Source organism: Acetobacter estunensis, from assembly GCF_011516945.1.
In the GTDB taxonomy this organism is placed as follows: Bacteria; Pseudomonadota; Alphaproteobacteria; order Acetobacterales; family Acetobacteraceae; genus Acetobacter; species Acetobacter estunensis.
The window spans coordinates 224366-241927 of the sequence record NZ_WOTH01000001.1 but is presented as its reverse complement, the minus strand read 5'-3'; the positions used below and the strand labels follow the sequence as shown (position 1 = coordinate 241927).

The following is a 17562-nucleotide window of genomic DNA, read 5'->3' as shown; positions in this document are numbered from 1 at the left end:
CACGGACACCGTTCCGAACGCAAGGCTTAGGCCACCTCGCCACAAACCGCAAAGACCCGCCTCTAGGCGCGCTCCAGTGCCGTCACCACACGCCGCGCGGCACCCGGCGGCGTAAACTCCGAAATATCGCCACCATAGGAAGCAATCTCACGCACCATGCGCGACGAGACGAACTGCGTGCGCTCGGACGCCATCAGGAAAATCGTCTCGATCTCGGGGGCCAGCTTGCGATTGGCGCCTTGCATCTGCGCCTCATAGTCGAAGTCCACCAACAGACGCAGACCTCGCACGATGATCGTGGCTCCTGTACGTCGCACCGCATCCACCAGAAGCTCGTTGAACGAGATCACCTTGATCTCGGCCCCCGTCCGTGTCTCCAGTCCCGGCACTTCCTCGCACAGGGAATCCACCCGCGCTTCAACCGGGAGAAGCGGGCTTTTGCCTGCGTTCACCGCCACCCCGATCACCAGACGATCCACCAGTCGGGCCGCACGCTCAATGATGTCCATGTGACCGAACGTCACCGGATCGAACGTGCCCGGATAGAACCCGATCCGTCGGGTGATCTCAGCTTTCATCGCCCCCGCTTTCCCCGTCCGGACCAGCCTCTTCCTCATCGGACGAGTCGTCCTCCAGAACAGGGAACACGCTGGTCACAGCCTCTGTCTCGTTCAGACGCAACAGCGTAACGCCGCTGGCCTGACGCGACATGACGCGCACCTGATCGACCGGAACGCGAATCAAACGTCCGGCATCGGTCACCAGCATCACATCCGTTCCCGCCAGCACCGGAAGCGTCGCCACCACGGCAGACCCGCGCTTGCTGCCCGAGAGCGTCATATTGGAGATACCCTGACCACCGCGCCCGCTCACGCGATAGTCATAGGCGGAAGACCGGCGACCAAAGCCGCCATCGCTCACGGTGAGCAGGATTTCCTCGGCCGCTTCCAGCTCCGCAAAGCGCTCGGGCGTAAGCGCGGAACCCTCTTCGAGAACGACCTCTTCGGCCTCGACGCCCACTTCCTCGGCATCCGCCTCATCCGCTGCGTTTTCAGCCCGGCGCTTGGCGTTGGCCGCACGCAGATAGAGCGTACGTTCCTCCACCGTGGCCTCCACATGATTGAGTACGCACAGGCTCACCACCTGATCGCCCTCTGCCAGACGGATGCCGCGCACACCGGTCGAACCACGGCCCGCGAACACACGCAACGTGTCGTCCGTGATCTGGAAACGGATACAACGCGCCTTTCGCGTGGCAAGGAACACATCCTGTCCTTCACGGCACGTCGCGACACCGATCAACCGATCACCTTCGTCCAGTTTCATGGCAATAAGGCCGGAGGACCGGATGTTCTGGAAATCGCTCAGACGGTTACGCCGCACACCGCCGCTGGCGGTCGCGAAGACAAGGTGCAGGGAATCCCACAATTCCTCATCCTGCGGCAGCGGCAGCACCGCCGTGATCTCGTCCGAACCCAGATCGGGCAGCAGATTGACGAGCGCGCGTCCCTTCGCGGTCGGGCTGGCTTCCGGCAGACGCCACACCTTTTCACGGTAAGCCTTGCCGCCCGAGGAGAAGAACAGCACCCATTGATGCGTGTGCGCATTGAAGGAGCGCACCACTACGTCGTCACCACGACGCCCCGCCGCCGTGCGACCACGGCCACCACGGTTCTGGGCGCGGAACACTTCCAGCGGTGTGCGTTTGATAAAGCCGTCACGCGTGATGGTCACGACCATCAGCCCCGGCTCAATCAGGCTTTCGTCGTCCTGATCGCCAGCATAGTCAGCGATGTCCGTCATGCGCGGCGTGGCAACCTCAGCGCGGGCCGCCAGCAATTCGTCGCGCATCACTTCCATACGGCGGGGACGGCTGCCGATGATCTCCAGAAGCTCGTTGATCTTCTGCGCCACCTCGTTCAGCTCGTTCTGGATCTTCTCGCGTTCCAGACCGGTCAGGCGCTGGAGCCGCAGTTCCAGAATACCGCGCGCCTGCGCTTCCGTGAGGCGCACTTTGCCATCGACGACGACATTGCCTTCGTCATGGATCAGAGCCAGCAACGGCGCGACCTCGGCGGCGTCCCACTGCGCGGCCATCAGTTCCTCACGCGCCGTCGCGGCGTCGGGCGCCGCACGGATGATGCGGATCACCTCATCGATATTGGCCACCGCGATGACGAGACCGACGAGGATATGCCCACGATCGCGTGCCTTACCCAGATCGAAACGGGCGCGACGCAGGATCACTTCCTCACGGAACGCGATGAAGGCTGAGAGAACCTCCATCAGTCCCATCAGCTTGGGCTGACCGCCATTGAGCGCCAGCATATTCACGCCGAACGAGGTCTGAAGCTGTGTGAAGCGGTAGAGCTGGTTCAACACCACTTCCGGCGTCGCATCGCGCTTGAGTTCGATCACCACACGCATGCCCGAGCGATCGGACTCGTCACGGATGTCCGCGATCCCCTCGATATGCCGGTCGCTGTTCTTGTCGCGCACCAGTTCGGCAATCTTCTCCTGAAGCGTTGCCTTGTTCACCTGATAGGGAATCTCAGTAATGATAATGGCGCGGCGGTCCTTACGGACCTCCTCGATCTCGGCTTTCGCACGCACCAACACGGAGCCGCGCCCGGTGGCAAACGCGCTGCGGATGCCCGAACGCCCAAGGATCGTGCCGCCCGTGGGGAAGTCCGGCCCCGGCATGATCTCCATCACCTCTTCAAGGGTGATGTCGGGATTGGCGATCATCGCCAGCGTGGCGTCGATGACCTCCCCCGGATTATGCGTGGGGATGTTGGTCGCCATACCCACCGCGATACCGGTGGCACCATTGACCAGAAGATTGGGGAACGAAGCCGGAAGAACCGTCGGTTCCTGCTCGCTCTCATCGTAGTTGGGCTGAAAGTCCACAGTGTCGCGGTCGATGTCGTCCAGAAGGAACGACGCCGCCTTGGCCAGACGCGCCTCGGTGTAACGCATGGCCGCCGGACTATCGCCGTCCACGGAGCCGAAATTACCCTGCCCGTCGATCAGCTTGACGCGCATCGACCAGCTCTGCGCCATGCGCACCATGGCGTCATAAATCGAAGAGTCCCCGTGCGGGTGATATTTACCCATCACGTCACCGACCGCGCGGGCCGATTTGCGATAAGGCTTGTCCGCTGTGAACCCGCTCTCGCGCATGGCGTAAAGAATACGGCGATGCACCGGCTTGAGACCGTCGCGCACGTCCGGTAGGGCGCGGCTGACGATCACCGACATCGCATAGGCGAGGTAGGAGGAGCGCATTTCCTCCTCAATGGCGACCGGAACGGAAAGGTCGGAGGGCGGCGCGGTCAGGTCAGGGTTCTCGGTCAAGGCTCTTCCGTCATCTCACGGTCAGGTGGCGCGCAATCGGGCCACGTGACACGGTCAGCGCATAAGGGGTCTCAGGTTAGCACATGCGTTCCGTAACCGTAAGGCGCACCCATGCCGCCCTTCTGATCCCGCCGTCATCGCAAACCATAGAGGGTGTGGCATTGCGCGGTCACACACACATTTCTACAAAAGACTTTCATTTGCTTGCATGAGGACGACAAGCCATGCAGCTTGGTTCCTCCTCTTCCCCTGTCACAAGAGCCCTGTCTGGCTGATGCCCATTTCTTCTGCTTCCGCTCTCTCCCAGCGCCCCCGCTCCGCGCCTGAACCCGCCCCGCCCACCCGGCGTGAGGCGAAGCGTGAACAGACCCGTGAGGCCCTGATCGAGGCGGCCATGCGCCTGCTGTCCGAAAAGGGCTTCGATGAGACGACGGTAGACGAGATCGCGGCGGCGGCTGGCATTTCACGGCGCACGCTGTTCCGGCACTTTCCCACCAAAGCCGATCTCGTCACCGCCTGGACGTGGCAGATGACCGACGTACTGACCGAAACGGTCAATTCCTGTCCGCTCCATTTCTCGCTTCAGGAGATGGTGTCCGTCGCGTTAGAAGCCGTGGTGCCGCACATGGCGCCCACCAAGAAAGAAGCCTTCGCATTCGTCTGCCTGATCGAACGCACGCCAGCGTTGCTCTCCGTCAGCCTTCAGAAATACGCCAAGTGGGAAGACAGTCTCGCAGAGGCATTGGAACGTCGCCTCCCACCCACCACGGACGGCACGCTCGCTGCCCGCGTAACGGCACGCTCCGCCATTGCGGCCTTTCGCACGGCAGTTGACGAATGGATTCGGGTAAAAGGACGAGCTGGCCTTGTTCCACTGCTGCGGCGCGTCCTGAGTTTGCAGGCCGCGTGTTTTCAACCTCAGCACTCAGACTGATGCAGAAGGGGGCATAAACCCCTAAAAATAGGACATGTCCCGCTCACCTGAACATAAGGCAAGCGGGACAACGCTTGTTCAGTCCAGCCGCACTGATGGAGATGGACGCACGATGGTATCGAGGCCATCGGCCAGGCAGGACAGGAGCCCGCGCACGACACCGAACAGTTCCACCTGATGCTGACGATAAAGCATGAGATGCCCAAGTCGTGCCGATAGTCCACGCAGGAAACCACCGCCGAAGACCGTGCCGCCGGGCAACGTGCCCCAGCCGTTGTAATCGCCAAGCGCCACGATCGCGCCCTTGTTGCGGAACACACAGGGCGGGATCTCTCCACCGCCACGCACCCATGCCGGAAGCTGGGCGGCAAGATGATGCGCCTGCTGACGCGCCACCTGCGCTGTCGGCGGCAGTGGGCCATCCTGAATGAACGAACAATCTCCCATGGCGAAGATGTGCGGATCGTCCACTGACTGAAGATTCGGCTTGACGATGATCTGACCGGACCGACTGAGCGACAGACCGCCGAATCCGCGCGTGACGGTCGGTGCCTTCACACCTGCCGCCCATACACGCAGTTTGGCGGGAATATGGCTGCCGTCCTTCAAGCTGAAACCGCGTTCATCGGCCCCCGAGACCATCGCGGAGGTCTTCACTTCCACGCCGATCCGCTCCAGTTCCTTCTGCGCCGCTGCCGACACAGCTTCGGGGAAGGCCGGCAGAATGCGCGGACCCGCTTCCAGCAGGGTGATCTTAAGGGTGGGCGGCTTCTGGCTGAAGGAATGCAGCCCTACAAGCTCAAGCGCCTTGTGAAGTTCGGCAGCCAACTGCGTGCCGGTCGCCCCACCGCCGACAATGGCGATGTCGAGTTCGCTGTCATCGGCGAAGGCGCGCAGCAGTTCGAGGCGGAACTTCTCGTTGAATCCGTTGGCCTCGACCAGATTGTCGATAAAGAGGCAGTTCTCGGCCACGCCGGGAGTGCCGAAATCGTTGGCGCAACTGCCGATGGACAGGACCAGCGCATCGTAATTTACGGTACGGCCTTCCAGAACGACCTCGCCTTCCGACGACCGGACAGGGCCGAGCATGACCTCGCGCTTGTCGCGATCAAGCCCCACCACTTCACCCGGCCAGAACTCGAAACCATGACGGCTTGCCTGTGCCATGAAGCTGATGCGGTCATTCTCATTCTGGGCGGTGCCGGCCGCAAAGCAATGCAGCATCGGCTTCCAGACATGCGAGAAACTTTTGTCGATCAGCGTAATACGCGCCTGACCCTGCCGCCCGAAGGCCTTGCCAAGCCGGGTGGCGAGAGCAAGGCCTGCGACGCCGCCGCCAACAATCAGGATTTCGGTTCTTGCAGGCATGGCGATGTCTTTAGTCCTTCGTAAGAAACGTCGTGTCAGAGCGGACGGGGTGCATGCACCCCGCCCTGATGTGGCTCAGAAGAATCCGAGCTTCTTTTCGCTGTAGCTTACCAGCATGTTCTTGGTCTGCTGATAATGCTCAAGCACCATCTTGTGAGTTTCACGGCCGATGCCCGACTTCTTGTAGCCGCCGAAGGCCGCGCCAGCCGGATAGACATGGTAGCAGTTCACCCATACGCGACCGGCTTCCAGTCCCTGAGCCGTGCGGAAGCAGGTGTTGCCGTTACGCGACCACACGCCCGATCCCAGACCGAACTCGGTATCGTTGGCCAGAGCCAGCGCTTCCGCTTCGTCCTTGAAGGTGGTGACCGTCAGAACCGGACCGAAAATCTCTTCCCGGAAGATACGCATGTTGCGGTCGCCGCGGAAGACGGTCGGCTGCACGTAGAAACCGTCCTTGAACGCATTCCCAAGATCGGGACGCGCACCACCGGACAGAAGCTGGGCGTGATCCTGATTCTTGCCGATGTCGATGTATTCCAGAATCTTGTTCTGCTGCATGAGCGAGTTCTGCGCGCCCATCATCGTCTGCGGATCGAGCGGGTTGCCCTGCTTGATGGCTTTCACGCGCGGAAGGACACGCTCCATGAACTTCTCATAGATCGATTCCTGCACCAGCGCGCGGCTCGGACATGAACAGATCTGACCCTGATTGAGGGCGAACAGCGTGAAGCCTTCCAGCACCTTGTCGAGGTAATCGTCGTCGTGATCCATCACGTCAGCGAAGAAGATGTTGGGGGACTTGCCGCCCAGTTCCAGCGTAGCCGGGATCAGGTTTTCGGCAGCGGCGTGGTAGATCATCTTGCCGGTCGGTGTGGAACCGGTGAAGGCCACCTTGGCGATGCGCGGGCTGGTGGAAAGCGCCGCACCCACGTCACGGCCGAGACCATTGACGATGTTGAGCGTGCCGGGTGGCAGCAGATCACCGATCAGTTCCATCAGCACCAGAATGCTGGCGGGCGTCGTCTCGGCGGGCTTCATGACGATGCAGTTGCCTGCGGCCAGAGCCGGAGCCAGCTTCCATGACGCCATCAGCAGCGGGAAATTCCACGGGATGATCTGCCCGACCACACCAAGCGGCTCATGGAAATGATACGCCATGGTCTCACCGTTAATCTCGGTGATGCCACCTTCCTGAGCACGGATGCAGCCCGCGAAGTAACGGAAATGATCGACGGCCAGAGGAATGTCGGCGTTCAGCGTCTCACGGATCGGCTTGCCGTTGTCCCATGTTTCCGCCCGGGCGAGGAGGTCGAGATTGGCCTCCATGCGATCAGCGATCTTGAGCAGGATGTTCGAGCGTTCGGCGATGGATGTATGAGCCCAGCTCTTGAACACCTTGTGGGCAGCATCGAGCGCAAGCTCCACGTCTTCGGCTGTGGACTGCGGCACTTCACACAGCGTGCGACCGTCCACAGGCGAGATGTCTTTCATATAGGCGCCCTTCACCGGCGCCTTCCATTCGCCGCCGATGAAGTTTTCGTAGCGAGACTTGAACGGGGGTTCCTGAGAGATGGTCATGAGCTGACTCCGTCATTACCGGACGTGGAGAAAAAGGAGAAACCGGCCCATGCCGTCCGCCGTTTCCACGCCATCTATATTCATGTGGATATAGATGAGTCCGCGCCATCTCAATTGATTCCGAGTTCACGTAATCGTGAGAGATGGCACTTAGTGCCACTTAAAAATATATTTATTTATTTAAAATCAAACAGTTAGAAAACGCACAAAAATACATCATGTTTATGAATCGCATAACCACCCCTCCCGTGTCGCCGATTCAACCGCCCCCGCAGGTGGGTGCGATCTTTTTTGAATCATTGTTTCTTTTTTGGCCCATGCTATCCCTCCGTCCGAAGAATTGAGGACAGCATGAAACGGAAAAGCTGGTTTTCTCTGGGTTTTCCCGACACTCCCACAGAAGAAGATGCCCTTCACACACCTGCACCGACCGATCCCCTGCTCGCACGCTGTTATCAGAAGGGACGCGAAGCGGCGGAAGTAGGGCAGGAAGAAACGTCCTGCCCTTTCAGAGAGAAAGATCAGCGGGCCGCTTGGGAACTTGGCTACAAGCACTGGGAACTTCTCGACTGGTCTGCCTGGTAAACGGGAGCCGCAACCGCATACTCACGATCCCGTGACACATCCCCGCCGGAATGTTGTCAATCTGTCGTCAAACTTCCGGCTCTAGAACTGTCTTGAGCGATAGGATCGATCCGATCAGGTCGTGTTCGGGCACAGCCCCGTCCCGTGTCGCAGCATGGGCCGGGGCTGTCTCCAATTCTCTCACCTCGATATTCGATTACGGAATACAACCCCGAATAATAGGCGCGCAGGCTGCGTCCTTGCCCTCCCATGTCTGGGCCGGACCCGTGTAGACAAACTGTCTCACCTCCCCATCCCGCACAGTAGCCACCACATGACAGGCCGCCGTTTTATTGAAGCTCAAAGAGATATCCAGCGGTGCAGGCAGCGTCAGGGCGCCCGAAGAGGCACGTTCGATTTTCCAGACCAACACCTCCTGCCCGTCACGGCTCTCCTCCTGATCCGGCACGCCCGCACAAGCCACAAGCTCCGCCCGGGAATGGCCCAGCACAGCTTGCCGTCCACGTTCGGGAAGCGTGGTGCAAGCCGTCAGGCAGCACAGCATCGGAAAGCAGGCACGTAATCTCCTCATTCCCCCTGCTCCCAGATTTTCTCCTCACGCCTGCGCTGCATTCTGACAAAAAATGCCACTAACGCCCCATTGATCAGCGTGGCGCCAAGCGCTCCTGCTCCAACACAGAACGCCCATTCAGGCATGAGCGACCTTTAGGGAACGAGCCATGTACGAGCCGCCAAAACGACGCACCCATGTGTGGACTGAACACGCGACATAGCGCTCCATGTCACGGCGCTGGGCCAGCAATCTTGCAACCCGCTCGCGTTCATCCTCAATCCAGATGCCAAACAGCCCCTGCGCCATGTCCGCCGCATCCGTGGGGTCACGATGCGCATAAGCGCCAACCCACGGAATCTCACGCGACACCAGAACCGGAACACTCGCCGCCATGGCGTCCGCCGCCACAATGTTGAACGTCTCCGTAAACGAAACCTGCATCAGGATGTCGATGTCCTGAAGCACATCGAGGAAATCGGCATGAGGCATCCAGCCATGTTCGACCAGCGTGTGCCGTGAGCGCGCGAACAACTCCCGCAGATTCTTCAGGACCGGCTCGCCCTTGCCTTCCATACGCGTGGCATTGATATGAAATTTCAATGTCACACCGACGGAATCTGCAAACGCCATGGCCGCTATGGCCTGTGTCATATGATTCTTGAGCGGCCGAACCGCACCGAAGCAGCCGATATCCACGACATCCGTCTTACGAACATGCGGAACCATATTCTCCATGGACGGCACAGGATAAACATTCGGGCCATAGGTCACATTGATCGGTGACTGACCGCACGACATGGCCACAGTAGCCATATCCGCCACGGCGCGGGGAGAGTTGCACATCACCTCGATGTCACGCCGCAGATAATCGACTGTCCAGCCGAATGCGATTCCTTCGTTGGCCAGAAAAGGTGTTTCCGAATGATCGCGCACGATCCACTGCACGTCCGGATGCAGTGGACGTAACACATCGAACTTCTCGGGCACGACCCAGAATGCTTCGATCACGACATGCGATGGCCGCCAGGCCGTAACTTCGCGGTCGATGTCATTGTTGTCGTTCACCTCGACAGCTTTCGCGACAATGCCACGCGCGGTGAGCATATCCACCACAAAGCGGACCGAGTTGGACAGGCCGGACTCTTTCGAGCCGTACCCCCAGTTGCCTTCGCGGGACTTGAGAATAAAAAGAATGCGGTTGGACATCGAATTCCGATATTGAAATGAGGGTATCTCGAAAAACGTCCTCAACAGGGCTACGGAGAAACCCGCCGCCCTGCCGGACGCAACCACGATCACGCCCGATGGCTCTCCACCCCGCCACAACCGCGCACGCCGCCCTTCCCTCACGCACAACGTGACGGACAGGCTGAAACGCACCGCAATCCCGGTGCGATGAAGAAATGATCACACAGGAAAATAAGCGTCTCCGTACAAAACGGCGCCAGTTTCCGCACGGAACGCCATGACAACTCCGCAACTCCCACCGTCATGGGTCGTTGTTGGCCTCATTCATTACGGAGAACCCATATGCGCCTACGTTCCTCACTTATGGCCCTACTGGTCGCAACGATCGCCTGCACCAGCCTGACCGCCTGCAAGCCGCACAAGCGGACCTTCGGTGAAAAGGTGCAGGACACGCTCGACCCGCCCAAAGGCCCCGTCGAGAAATTCGGTCGTTCGGTTGATCGGGCGACCGAGAGCAACAACTGACAGAGGAGAAAGCGTCAGGAGGCCGCTCAGGCCCCTGATGTCTCGCGCATTTTCCTCTCGCTCAAACCCGTCGCCCTTGGCTTATGCCCGACGGCAAGGGTATAAACCGCTCCCAACACGGGAAAGCCTGCCTTCCCATGATCGCCTATCTCACTCAGGAGCACCGGAATGTCCGACCGCCCGCGTTTCTTCGATGATCTCGCCGGCGTTGCCGGCGGCGCTTTCTCCGCTCTCGCAGGCGTGAAGGAAGAGATCAACACACTCGTGCGCTCCCGCGTGGACGAGGTGCTCGGTCAGTTGCAGGTCGTCCGCCGCGAGGAATTCGAAGTCATTCGCGAACTGGCCGCCAATGCGCGCGCCGCCAGCGAAGATGCCGAACAGCGCATCGGAGCGCTGGAACGCCGGGTGGCGGATCTGGAAGAAGCGCAGACAGCGCCAGCACATGCCACAGGAAAAGCAACGCCGGACTCCGGGGAAGCTACCGGCTGGAGCGGCGACAGCAGCGCGTTTCCCAACTGAATTGACACCGCGGGACAGACAAAAACACGCCGCCCTTGTCTTGCCGTATTTGCCGGGTGTCCATAGGTTTGCGGAAGTGGGGAGCAGCAACCGCTTTCCCACTGATTCGTGGACAAAACCATCGACCCTATCTGCGATGGTTTTCCGGTTTGGGAGGCAAGCATGCCAGCTCTGACGATGACAACCGCCACTCCCAACTCCAACCCGCTCGATCTGATGGAACAGATCGTGTGCAGCTATGAATGGGCGTTCGATCGCCGCAATTCATCCGAAATGGCCGCAGAGGCTCCGGGGAAATGGTGCGACTACGGGCTGTATTTCGCTTGGTCGGCGGAACTCAGCGCCATGCATTTCACCTGCACCTTCGACCTCAAGGTGCCCGAGCCACAACGCAAGGCTCTGTTCGAACTGCTCGCTCTGGCCAATGAGCGGCTGTGGATCGGTCACTTCGCACTGGACGTGGACAGTGGGACGCCGATGTTCCGTCACGCCGTCCTCCTGCGCGGCGCACCCGGCGCGTCGATGGAAAGTCTTGAGGACATGATCGATATCGCCCTGACCGAGTGCGAACGTTTCTACCCGGCATTCCAGTTCGTTCTCTGGGGCGGCAAGCCTCCAGCAGAAGCACTTGAAGCCGCCATGCTGGACTGCGCCGGAGAAGCCTGATGAGTGAGCCCCTTCCGTCCCTACTCCTTGTCGGCTGCGGCCAGATGGGAGGGGCTCTCCTCAACGCCTGGATCGCACATGGGCTGGAACCTTCCGTTGTCATCGACCGGCACCGGGAAGATCTGTCCTCACCCCATCAGGTCGTGCGCGCTCTGACAGATATCCCTGCGGATTTTCATCCTGCGGCCGTCATCCTCGCTGTAAAACCTCAAAAAGCACGGCCCGTTCTGGAAGAACTGGCACGCCTGCGTCCAGACATCGTGACAGATGCCGTGATCGTCTCAGTCATGGCCGGCCTGTCCACCAGCACAATCTCCGCCTTCCTGAAAACGAACGCTCCAACGGCGCGTCCTGCCGTCGTGCGCGCCATGCCCAATACACCCTCCGCCATCGGACGCGGTGCTACAGGGCTGTTCGCCGGAAATGCTGTAACACCTGCGCAGAAAACACTCTGTGACCGCCTCCTCTCGGCTGTCGGCGCGACCGCATGGGTTCATCCGGAAGAACAGATCGATATCGTGACCGCCGTCTCCGGCAGTGGGCCGGCCTACGTCTTCCTTCTTGCGGAGCTTCTGGAAAAGACAGCCGTGAGCATGGGGCTCGCTCCAGACACGGCCCGTCTGCTGGCCCGCAAGACGGTTTCGGGATCGGGCGAACTGCTTGAACGCAGTTCCGAAGACGCCACTGAACTGCGTCGGCGTGTCACGAGCCCCGGCGGCACTACGGCTGCTGCCCTCGCTGTGCTTGACGCACCAGACAACTGCCCCCGCATCCTGCGCGAAGCCTTGGAGGCCAACGTCCTCCGGTCACATGAACTCGCGTCCTGATCCATCGAAAAACCATGAGCCTCCCCTGCATGACCTCGGAAGACAACGACCAGTTCGATTCAGCCCTGCTTGACGCCGCCATGGCGTTGGCCGCCAGCAAGGGATGGGCTTCCCTCACCATGCCCGAGATCGCCCGGCATGCCGGACTGGAGATGGGAGAGGTTCGCCGCCGTTATCCCTTCAAGGCGTCCGTTCTTCTGTTGCTTGGCCGCATGGCGGACCAGTCGGCCCTCATCGATGACGGCTCGCTCGGCACACCGCGTGAAACGCTTTTCGATCTGCTCATGCGACGGATCGACGTTTTTCAGCAATATCGTGCCGGCCTTCTGGCTGTACTCCGGGGGCTGCCGTTCGATCCCCCTCTCCTGCTGCTTCTGGGTGCCGCCACCATGGACAGCATGAAATGGATTGCGGGCGCGGCGGGTATTTCCACGGGTGGCGTTGGTGGACTGCTTCGCGTGCAGGGTGTCGTGGCGCTCTGGACACATACGCTGCGCGCTTGGGAAAAAGACGAGAGCGAAGATCTCGGCACCACCATGGCAGCGTTGGAGCAGGGGCTGGACCGGGCCGAGCGCATGGGCCTGTTCAATGGCGTGGATCACGCGCCGACCGAAGAGCTTCAGTCCGCCTATCCATCAGAGGATGGCGACACGCTTCCTCCCTTGCAGGAAGAACCGGATGCCGATTTCACCGAGAACAACGGATAGAGGGCTCTGACCCTCTTTACGAGCCGGTCGTGTCACAGTAGAAAGCGGGACAGGCGACTGGCCGCGATTGGGGTGTAGCCAAGCGGTAAGGCAGCGGATTTTGATTCCGCCATGCGGAGGTTCGATCCCTCCCACCCCAGCCATTCGATGCAGCGGGCAAAGCCCGCCGCATCAGCAGATGACCTTCAGACAGCCTTCTTCAGATTGGGACTGGCCTTGAACCGGACGGTCTTGCCAGCCTTCACCTTTACGGGCTCGCCTGTGCGAGGATTGAGGGCCTTGCGTGCCTTGGTCTTACGAACCGTGAACGTACCGAACGACGGCAGAGTGAAACCACCTTCGCGCTTCAGTTCCTTCACGATCGCGTCCATCAGATCCGCAGCGGCCTTGTTAGCAGCCACCCCGGTGCAATCAATAGAATCCTGGATGACCGCCGCAATGAAAGCCTTACTCATGGATCTCTCAACTCCTGAAATGTGGGCTGGACCGATTACTATGGACGGCGACTGTCGACAATAGGTCGGCCAATATCGCGGCTTCTAACGTGCCACACCTGAAGAAACCAGAAAAAAAATCCATACCGCGAGAGAAACAGCTTAAACAGGAGGGAAAAACTCTTCAATGCAGCCGAAGTACCACGTCTGTCGGACACATGGAAACATTCCGAAACAGGGATGGAGCCATCTCTCTCCGTTGTGCCTGATGGCATCAGCCTCTTTCCCACGCGCACCTCGGTGCCATCATCGCTCAGTCGCAGATATCATTATTCATACGAACTGATTTTCCACCGCCTGTCATGAGGGCGCATGGGACTTCTGATCGATCATGGCTTCAACAGCATGCCGAATACGGGCAATGGCAGCATTTTTATAAGGATAGATATCCGCCGGATCCCGATCATGTACGATCATGCCGGTCTCAACTTCAAACACAACCAATGTTCCATCCGGCAACACACCAAAGTCCAGCCCGAAATAATCAAGCTGTACGGCACGAGCGATCGCCTTTAGCCCTTCCAGAACACCAAAAGGAAAATACCCCGCCATATCTGTCATGAAACGCGCTTCTTCGGCGCGTCTCTGAGGAAAATTTTCCATCTTCGCGTTGTAATACCAGATCGCCCAGCCATCATGGATGGCCAAATGAACCGGAAAAGGTTCCCCTTCAACAAACACGACTCGATATTTGCGGTACAAACCATCGGAACTGATAAAATCAATGAATTTCGTAACATAGAAAGACGTGCCCGGAGACGCTGAACGAATATAGGTCTCCAGTTCCGCCTTCGTATCGATCCGTGCCAGTCCGTCTCCAGCATGCGAGGCAAGCGGTCTTATCAGAACAGGAAAAGACGGTATCTTGTCACCAAAGGATCGTATCACCGTACATTGCGGCACTAGAACATCCGCAATACCAGCCAGAAGTTGCGGAACGCGGGCACGCCCCACCTGCATAATACGATCATTCCCATTGAGAACAGGTAATCCAGCCTCGTGCGCGATGATCTCCGCTTCCGCGAGGGCCTGTGCCTGCCGTTCGTCCTCCGCAATGGCAATAAACGCGCATTCGGCCTGCACTGCCCTGACGGCTGCAACGAGAACTCCCCGTGCAGCAGGGGCTCCCAACACCCACAGCGTGAAAATCTGGGTGGTATCATCAAGAAGAAACGCAAGTGGCGCATTCGCCTGAAATGTGCCGGGAGCATTCATGACCACAATGCGGCGGCATGCATCGGAAGAGACAGAATCCGGCCTCTGCATCGGGTCGAGTTGCATGGCCTCATCAAGATGACGCAGGGCCGCAGCCGGCTCTCCGCACACCTGACACATCTCCCATAGCCGGTAATGGATCTGGGCACGCTCCGAGGGATCAGAGGCTCTGCCCAGACGTTCGGTCAGAACGGAACGAGCGACAGAGGGATCATTAGCGAATTCGGCGAGGTCAAGCATGTTGCCATGCCTAACGCGCCCTTCTCTAAAGTCAGGTAAAGACCGTCAGGCCTCCTGCTTCCGTATAACCGATTCCAGATAGGCTTTGAGTTCCGCAGCCTGACTTTCAAAAGTCGGCAATTCCTCCCTATGCGGGTTCACATAGGAGGAAAACCGCTCCTTGTTAGTCAGAACACCTTCAATAGCTGTCTGCAAACTCTCAAAGCGACCGTCCAGCGGAATCAGCGTCCCGTTCACGCCGTCCTCGATATCCTCCGCCTGTCCACCCGGCGCCGTGGCAATCACCCATACATTCCGCGAAAGAGCCTCACGCACGGTCAGGCCATAACTCTCCATCCATTGAGACGGAAACAGCAGGACATCAATCGCATTAAAGAAATCATCCCGTGTTTCGTCCGTATAGGCCGGACGGATCACAACCTCCCCCTTCACTCTCCATCCCGACACGTTGACCGAGGAAAATCCGAGATTGAGCGTGTTGTCGATAAGCACCAGTTCCCAGTCGTTTCTTTCAAGCGCCTCGAACGCCTTGCGGATCAGTGAGAACCCCTTGACCTCCGCCGTTCCACTGACAAAACCGAAACGGAGAGGCTTCCCAGCCTTTCGTGGGGTCCGTGCCTTCACAGGCCATGAGAAGCCATTGCGATTCACCTGTATGCGTTCTGGCTCTATACCATTTTCCAGATACAACGCGCGATGGGAGGCACTTGGAGACAGAAGAAGCTGCGCCCTGTACAACGCCCCCTGCATCATATCCTGACGCAGTTGAAGATGATGCGCTCCGGGCACACATCTCTGACACGCCGTCAGATCGATATGTCGCTGGAAACAATAGCGTCCATCGGCTTTCACCATGAACTGACGCTCACACAGCCACCACGCATCATGCAGTGTTATCACATGCGGAATTCCCCTCTCCGCACAGACCTGCAAGATCCCGACACCCAGCCCCTGCACGGAATGGAAGTGCACGACATCCGGCCGAAAGGCATCCAACCATGCTGCGAACTGGGTGCTGCAGCGCGGATTATCCAGTGCGCCAACAGGATCCACGTCCAATGGCAGCGGGAAAGCCATAACGGGCATGCCACGTATTTCATGCCGTATGGGAGCGCCTGCGCGCTCTGGAAAAGAAGGACCGGAGGTGAACACGCCGACATCACACCCCATGGCAGAAAGCCGGGTCGCCATTTCTTCGGCCACCAGCGTCGCACCGCCAAAAGAACGTGGTTCGAAAAACACGTTTACCGACAGAACCCGTAAACCTTGTCGCGCTTGTGGAGCAGGCAAAGGGAAATAACGAGCGACCTGTTCGCGGGCGATAACGTCCGGACGATAATGCGCAAGGACGTCGCGACGTGCGGATTCGCCGACATCCCGACGCAACACCGGATCGCGCGCCAGTGCCAGCACAGCATCCCGCCAAGCCTCCGTGCCTTCAGCGAGAAAACCGTTCTGTCCTTCCACAATCACGCCCCGAAACGCATCGCAGGGTGAACAGACTGACGGAACGCGCAGGATGGAGGCTTCAAGAAACTTGATGTTGCTTTTTGCGTCGTTGAAAATCGTGAGTTCCAGCGGTGTGACCGTCAGATCGGCAGCCGCCAGCATGGCCATGTAGGTGGGATAATCCCGCCCTTCCAAGGTTTCGACGCGACTGCCAAAGCGTAGCAACACGGGCGGCACCGTCAGTTCGCCCACAATCCGCAAACGCAGGCGTGGCTCCGCCTCCATGGCGGCGGCCAGACCTTCGGCGCAGCAAAGAAAATCTCCGTCATGGGTTCGCGTACCCGACCCATAGACAATGACGATATCGTCCGTCGTCTTCTGGTTTTTTTGGGTCAGCCCAGTCAGCGCCGTCTCGGCAGCGGCCAGTGTCTGATCATCGAGTGCATTCTCGATAACACCCACTTCGCCGATACCGATCCGGCTCATGGCCTCACCGAGAACCCGGGTTGAGGCGATCCCACGTCCACACAATTCCAGACATTCTCTGTAGAGAGCCGCCCCCTTCAATAATTCGGCCTGTTCTACGGGCGGCAGGGATAAAAGATTGCTGTTCTGCCGGTAAAGTTCGACATCGAAGATCAGATCATCCACTTCCCACCAAGGGGAAAGACCAAGTCGCCTTGCTTCGTCGATCATCTTGCGGACGTCTGGCACGGCCGGCGTGCGGTAGAAAATGACGTCCGTACACACCTGCAAGCCGGAAAGAACACTCTGGACGTCATGCCAATTCATGACGTCTACCTGCCAACCAAGGCGTTCCAGTTCTTCCTTGCGCTGCCAGACACGGTATTTCGCGCACTGCGGAATGGAGAGCTCCGCAACGATCAGAACCCGGGGCGTGAAATCACGTAGCCGTTCCGAGGAAACAGAGCGACGATAGACCGCTTCTCCGTCCTCGACAGGAGGTGAGACGAGTGTGGAAGAGCGGGCCGTCCGACGCTTTTCCCATTCCCGCGCCACACGACCGCCGACACGCTGCCTCACTTTCCCCCACAGAATCCGGATGCCGTCCTGCTCAGCAATTTCCCGCGCTCTGCGAGCGATCAGCCGTAACGGAACGCCGGACGGCAGCTCCCCATGCGCCAACAGCCATGCTGTCCGCAGCCCCCTCACTACTGGCCCGCGATCCAAACCAAACAGAGTACGCCGAAGCCGACCCGCCTCCCATTCCAGTCCATCCGCTCTCATTCCATGCAAGGCGGAAGTCGCCTTGTACGTTTTCAGAAGCGACTCGGCATTCTCCAGACGCTTTTCCAATGCTTCGAGCTGACGATCTGTCACAGACGTGTCCATT

Annotated in this window: 16 protein-coding genes and 1 tRNA gene; 8 read left to right on the top strand and 9 right to left on the bottom strand. The window is 59.2% G+C overall.

All coding sequences use genetic code 11. The features are described 5' to 3' along the window. Positions 1-62: 62 nt before the first annotated feature. Together coaD and gyrA are read right to left on the bottom strand one after the other, a co-directional pair. The gene (gene coaD / locus GOB87_RS01030) at positions 63-578 is read right to left on the bottom strand and encodes a pantetheine-phosphate adenylyltransferase (RefSeq protein ID WP_166312674.1); all 516 of its coding nucleotides are present in this window, start codon (positions 576-578) and stop codon (positions 63-65) included. Then, positions 568-3357 carry a DNA gyrase subunit A gene (gyrA, locus tag GOB87_RS01025; protein WP_166312673.1) on the bottom strand — a complete coding sequence of 930 codons (2790 nt, stop codon included), beginning with the start codon at positions 3355-3357 and terminating at the stop codon, positions 568-570. Before gyrA ends, coaD begins: the two co-directional genes overlap by 11 nt. Before the next feature lie 274 nt (positions 3358-3631). Between gyrA and GOB87_RS01020 the strand changes: the two genes are divergently transcribed. Continuing rightward, positions 3632-4291 (top strand): TetR family transcriptional regulator, encoded by a 660-nt coding sequence (locus GOB87_RS01020; protein WP_166312672.1) that lies wholly within the window; start codon positions 3632-3634, stop codon positions 4289-4291. Positions 4292-4369: 78 nt separating this feature from the next. Here GOB87_RS01020 and GOB87_RS01015 read toward each other — a convergent pair whose 3' ends face one another. Next, on the bottom strand, positions 4370-5659 hold the full coding sequence (locus tag GOB87_RS01015) for an NAD(P)/FAD-dependent oxidoreductase (protein ID WP_166312671.1): 1290 nt from the start codon (positions 5657-5659) through the stop codon (positions 4370-4372). A gap of 75 nt (positions 5660-5734) precedes the next feature. Continuing rightward, entirely contained in the window at positions 5735-7240 is a 1506-nt protein-coding gene (locus GOB87_RS01010) for an aldehyde dehydrogenase family protein (protein WP_166312670.1), read from the bottom strand. Positions 7241-7591: 351 nt separating this feature from the next. Between GOB87_RS01010 and GOB87_RS01005 the strand changes: the two genes are divergently transcribed. Next, the gene (locus tag GOB87_RS01005) at positions 7592-7825 is read left to right on the top strand and encodes a ribosome modulation factor (protein ID WP_166312669.1); all 234 of its coding nucleotides are present in this window, start codon (positions 7592-7594) and stop codon (positions 7823-7825) included. A gap of 196 nt (positions 7826-8021) precedes the next feature. Here the strand turns inward: GOB87_RS01005 and GOB87_RS01000 are convergent, their stop codons facing one another. Continuing rightward, a complete protein-coding gene (locus GOB87_RS01000) occupies positions 8022-8396 on the bottom strand; it encodes a hypothetical protein (protein ID WP_166312668.1) in 375 nt (124 codons plus the stop codon). A 117-nt stretch (positions 8397-8513) separates the two neighbouring features. After that, positions 8514-9584: a glycosyltransferase family 4 protein gene (locus GOB87_RS00995; protein WP_166312667.1), complete on the bottom strand. Its 1071-nt coding sequence runs from the start codon at positions 9582-9584 to the stop codon at positions 8514-8516. A 324-nt stretch (positions 9585-9908) separates the two neighbouring features. On the opposite strand from GOB87_RS00995, the gene GOB87_RS00990 reads away from it, so the two are divergent. The 6 genes from GOB87_RS00990 (at position 9909) to GOB87_RS00965 (ending at position 12953) form a co-directional block, all read left to right on the top strand. Continuing rightward, positions 9909-10091: a hypothetical protein gene (locus GOB87_RS00990; protein ID WP_166312666.1), complete on the top strand. Its 183-nt coding sequence runs from the start codon at positions 9909-9911 to the stop codon at positions 10089-10091. A 168-nt stretch (positions 10092-10259) separates the two neighbouring features. After that, on the top strand, positions 10260-10610 hold the full coding sequence (locus GOB87_RS00985) for an accessory factor UbiK family protein (protein WP_166312665.1): 351 nt from the start codon (positions 10260-10262) through the stop codon (positions 10608-10610). A gap of 162 nt (positions 10611-10772) precedes the next feature. Next, complete coding sequence (locus GOB87_RS00980; protein WP_166312664.1) at positions 10773-11276, top strand: type III secretion system chaperone family protein; 504 nt, start codon at positions 10773-10775, stop codon at positions 11274-11276. Further along, positions 11276-12103, top strand: a complete 828-nt coding sequence (gene proC / locus GOB87_RS00975; RefSeq protein ID WP_166312663.1) for a pyrroline-5-carboxylate reductase — start codon at positions 11276-11278, stop codon at positions 12101-12103. The genes GOB87_RS00980 and proC overlap by 1 nt, the downstream gene beginning before the upstream one ends. A 29-nt stretch (positions 12104-12132) precedes the next feature. Next, positions 12133-12810, top strand: coding sequence for a TetR family transcriptional regulator (locus GOB87_RS00970; protein WP_166312662.1), 678 nt, complete (start codon positions 12133-12135; stop codon positions 12808-12810). Between the two features lie 68 nt (positions 12811-12878). Continuing rightward, a tRNA-Gln gene (locus GOB87_RS00965) sits at positions 12879-12953 on the top strand. Positions 12954-12995: 42 nt separating this feature from the next. On the opposite strand, the gene GOB87_RS00960 is transcribed toward GOB87_RS00965, so the two are convergent. The 3 genes from GOB87_RS00960 to GOB87_RS00950 form a co-directional block, all read right to left on the bottom strand. Beyond that, positions 12996-13265 carry an HU family DNA-binding protein gene (locus GOB87_RS00960; RefSeq protein WP_166312661.1) on the bottom strand — a complete coding sequence of 90 codons (270 nt, stop codon included), beginning with the start codon at positions 13263-13265 and terminating at the stop codon, positions 12996-12998. A gap of 339 nt (positions 13266-13604) precedes the next feature. Further along, the gene (locus GOB87_RS00955) at positions 13605-14759 is read right to left on the bottom strand and encodes an ATP-grasp domain-containing protein (protein ID WP_166312660.1); all 1155 of its coding nucleotides are present in this window, start codon (positions 14757-14759) and stop codon (positions 13605-13607) included. A gap of 45 nt (positions 14760-14804) precedes the next feature. Next, the gene (locus tag GOB87_RS00950; protein WP_194303146.1) at positions 14805-17561 is read right to left on the bottom strand and encodes a glycosyltransferase; all 2757 of its coding nucleotides are present in this window, start codon (positions 17559-17561) and stop codon (positions 14805-14807) included. Position 17562 lies beyond the last annotated feature (1 nt).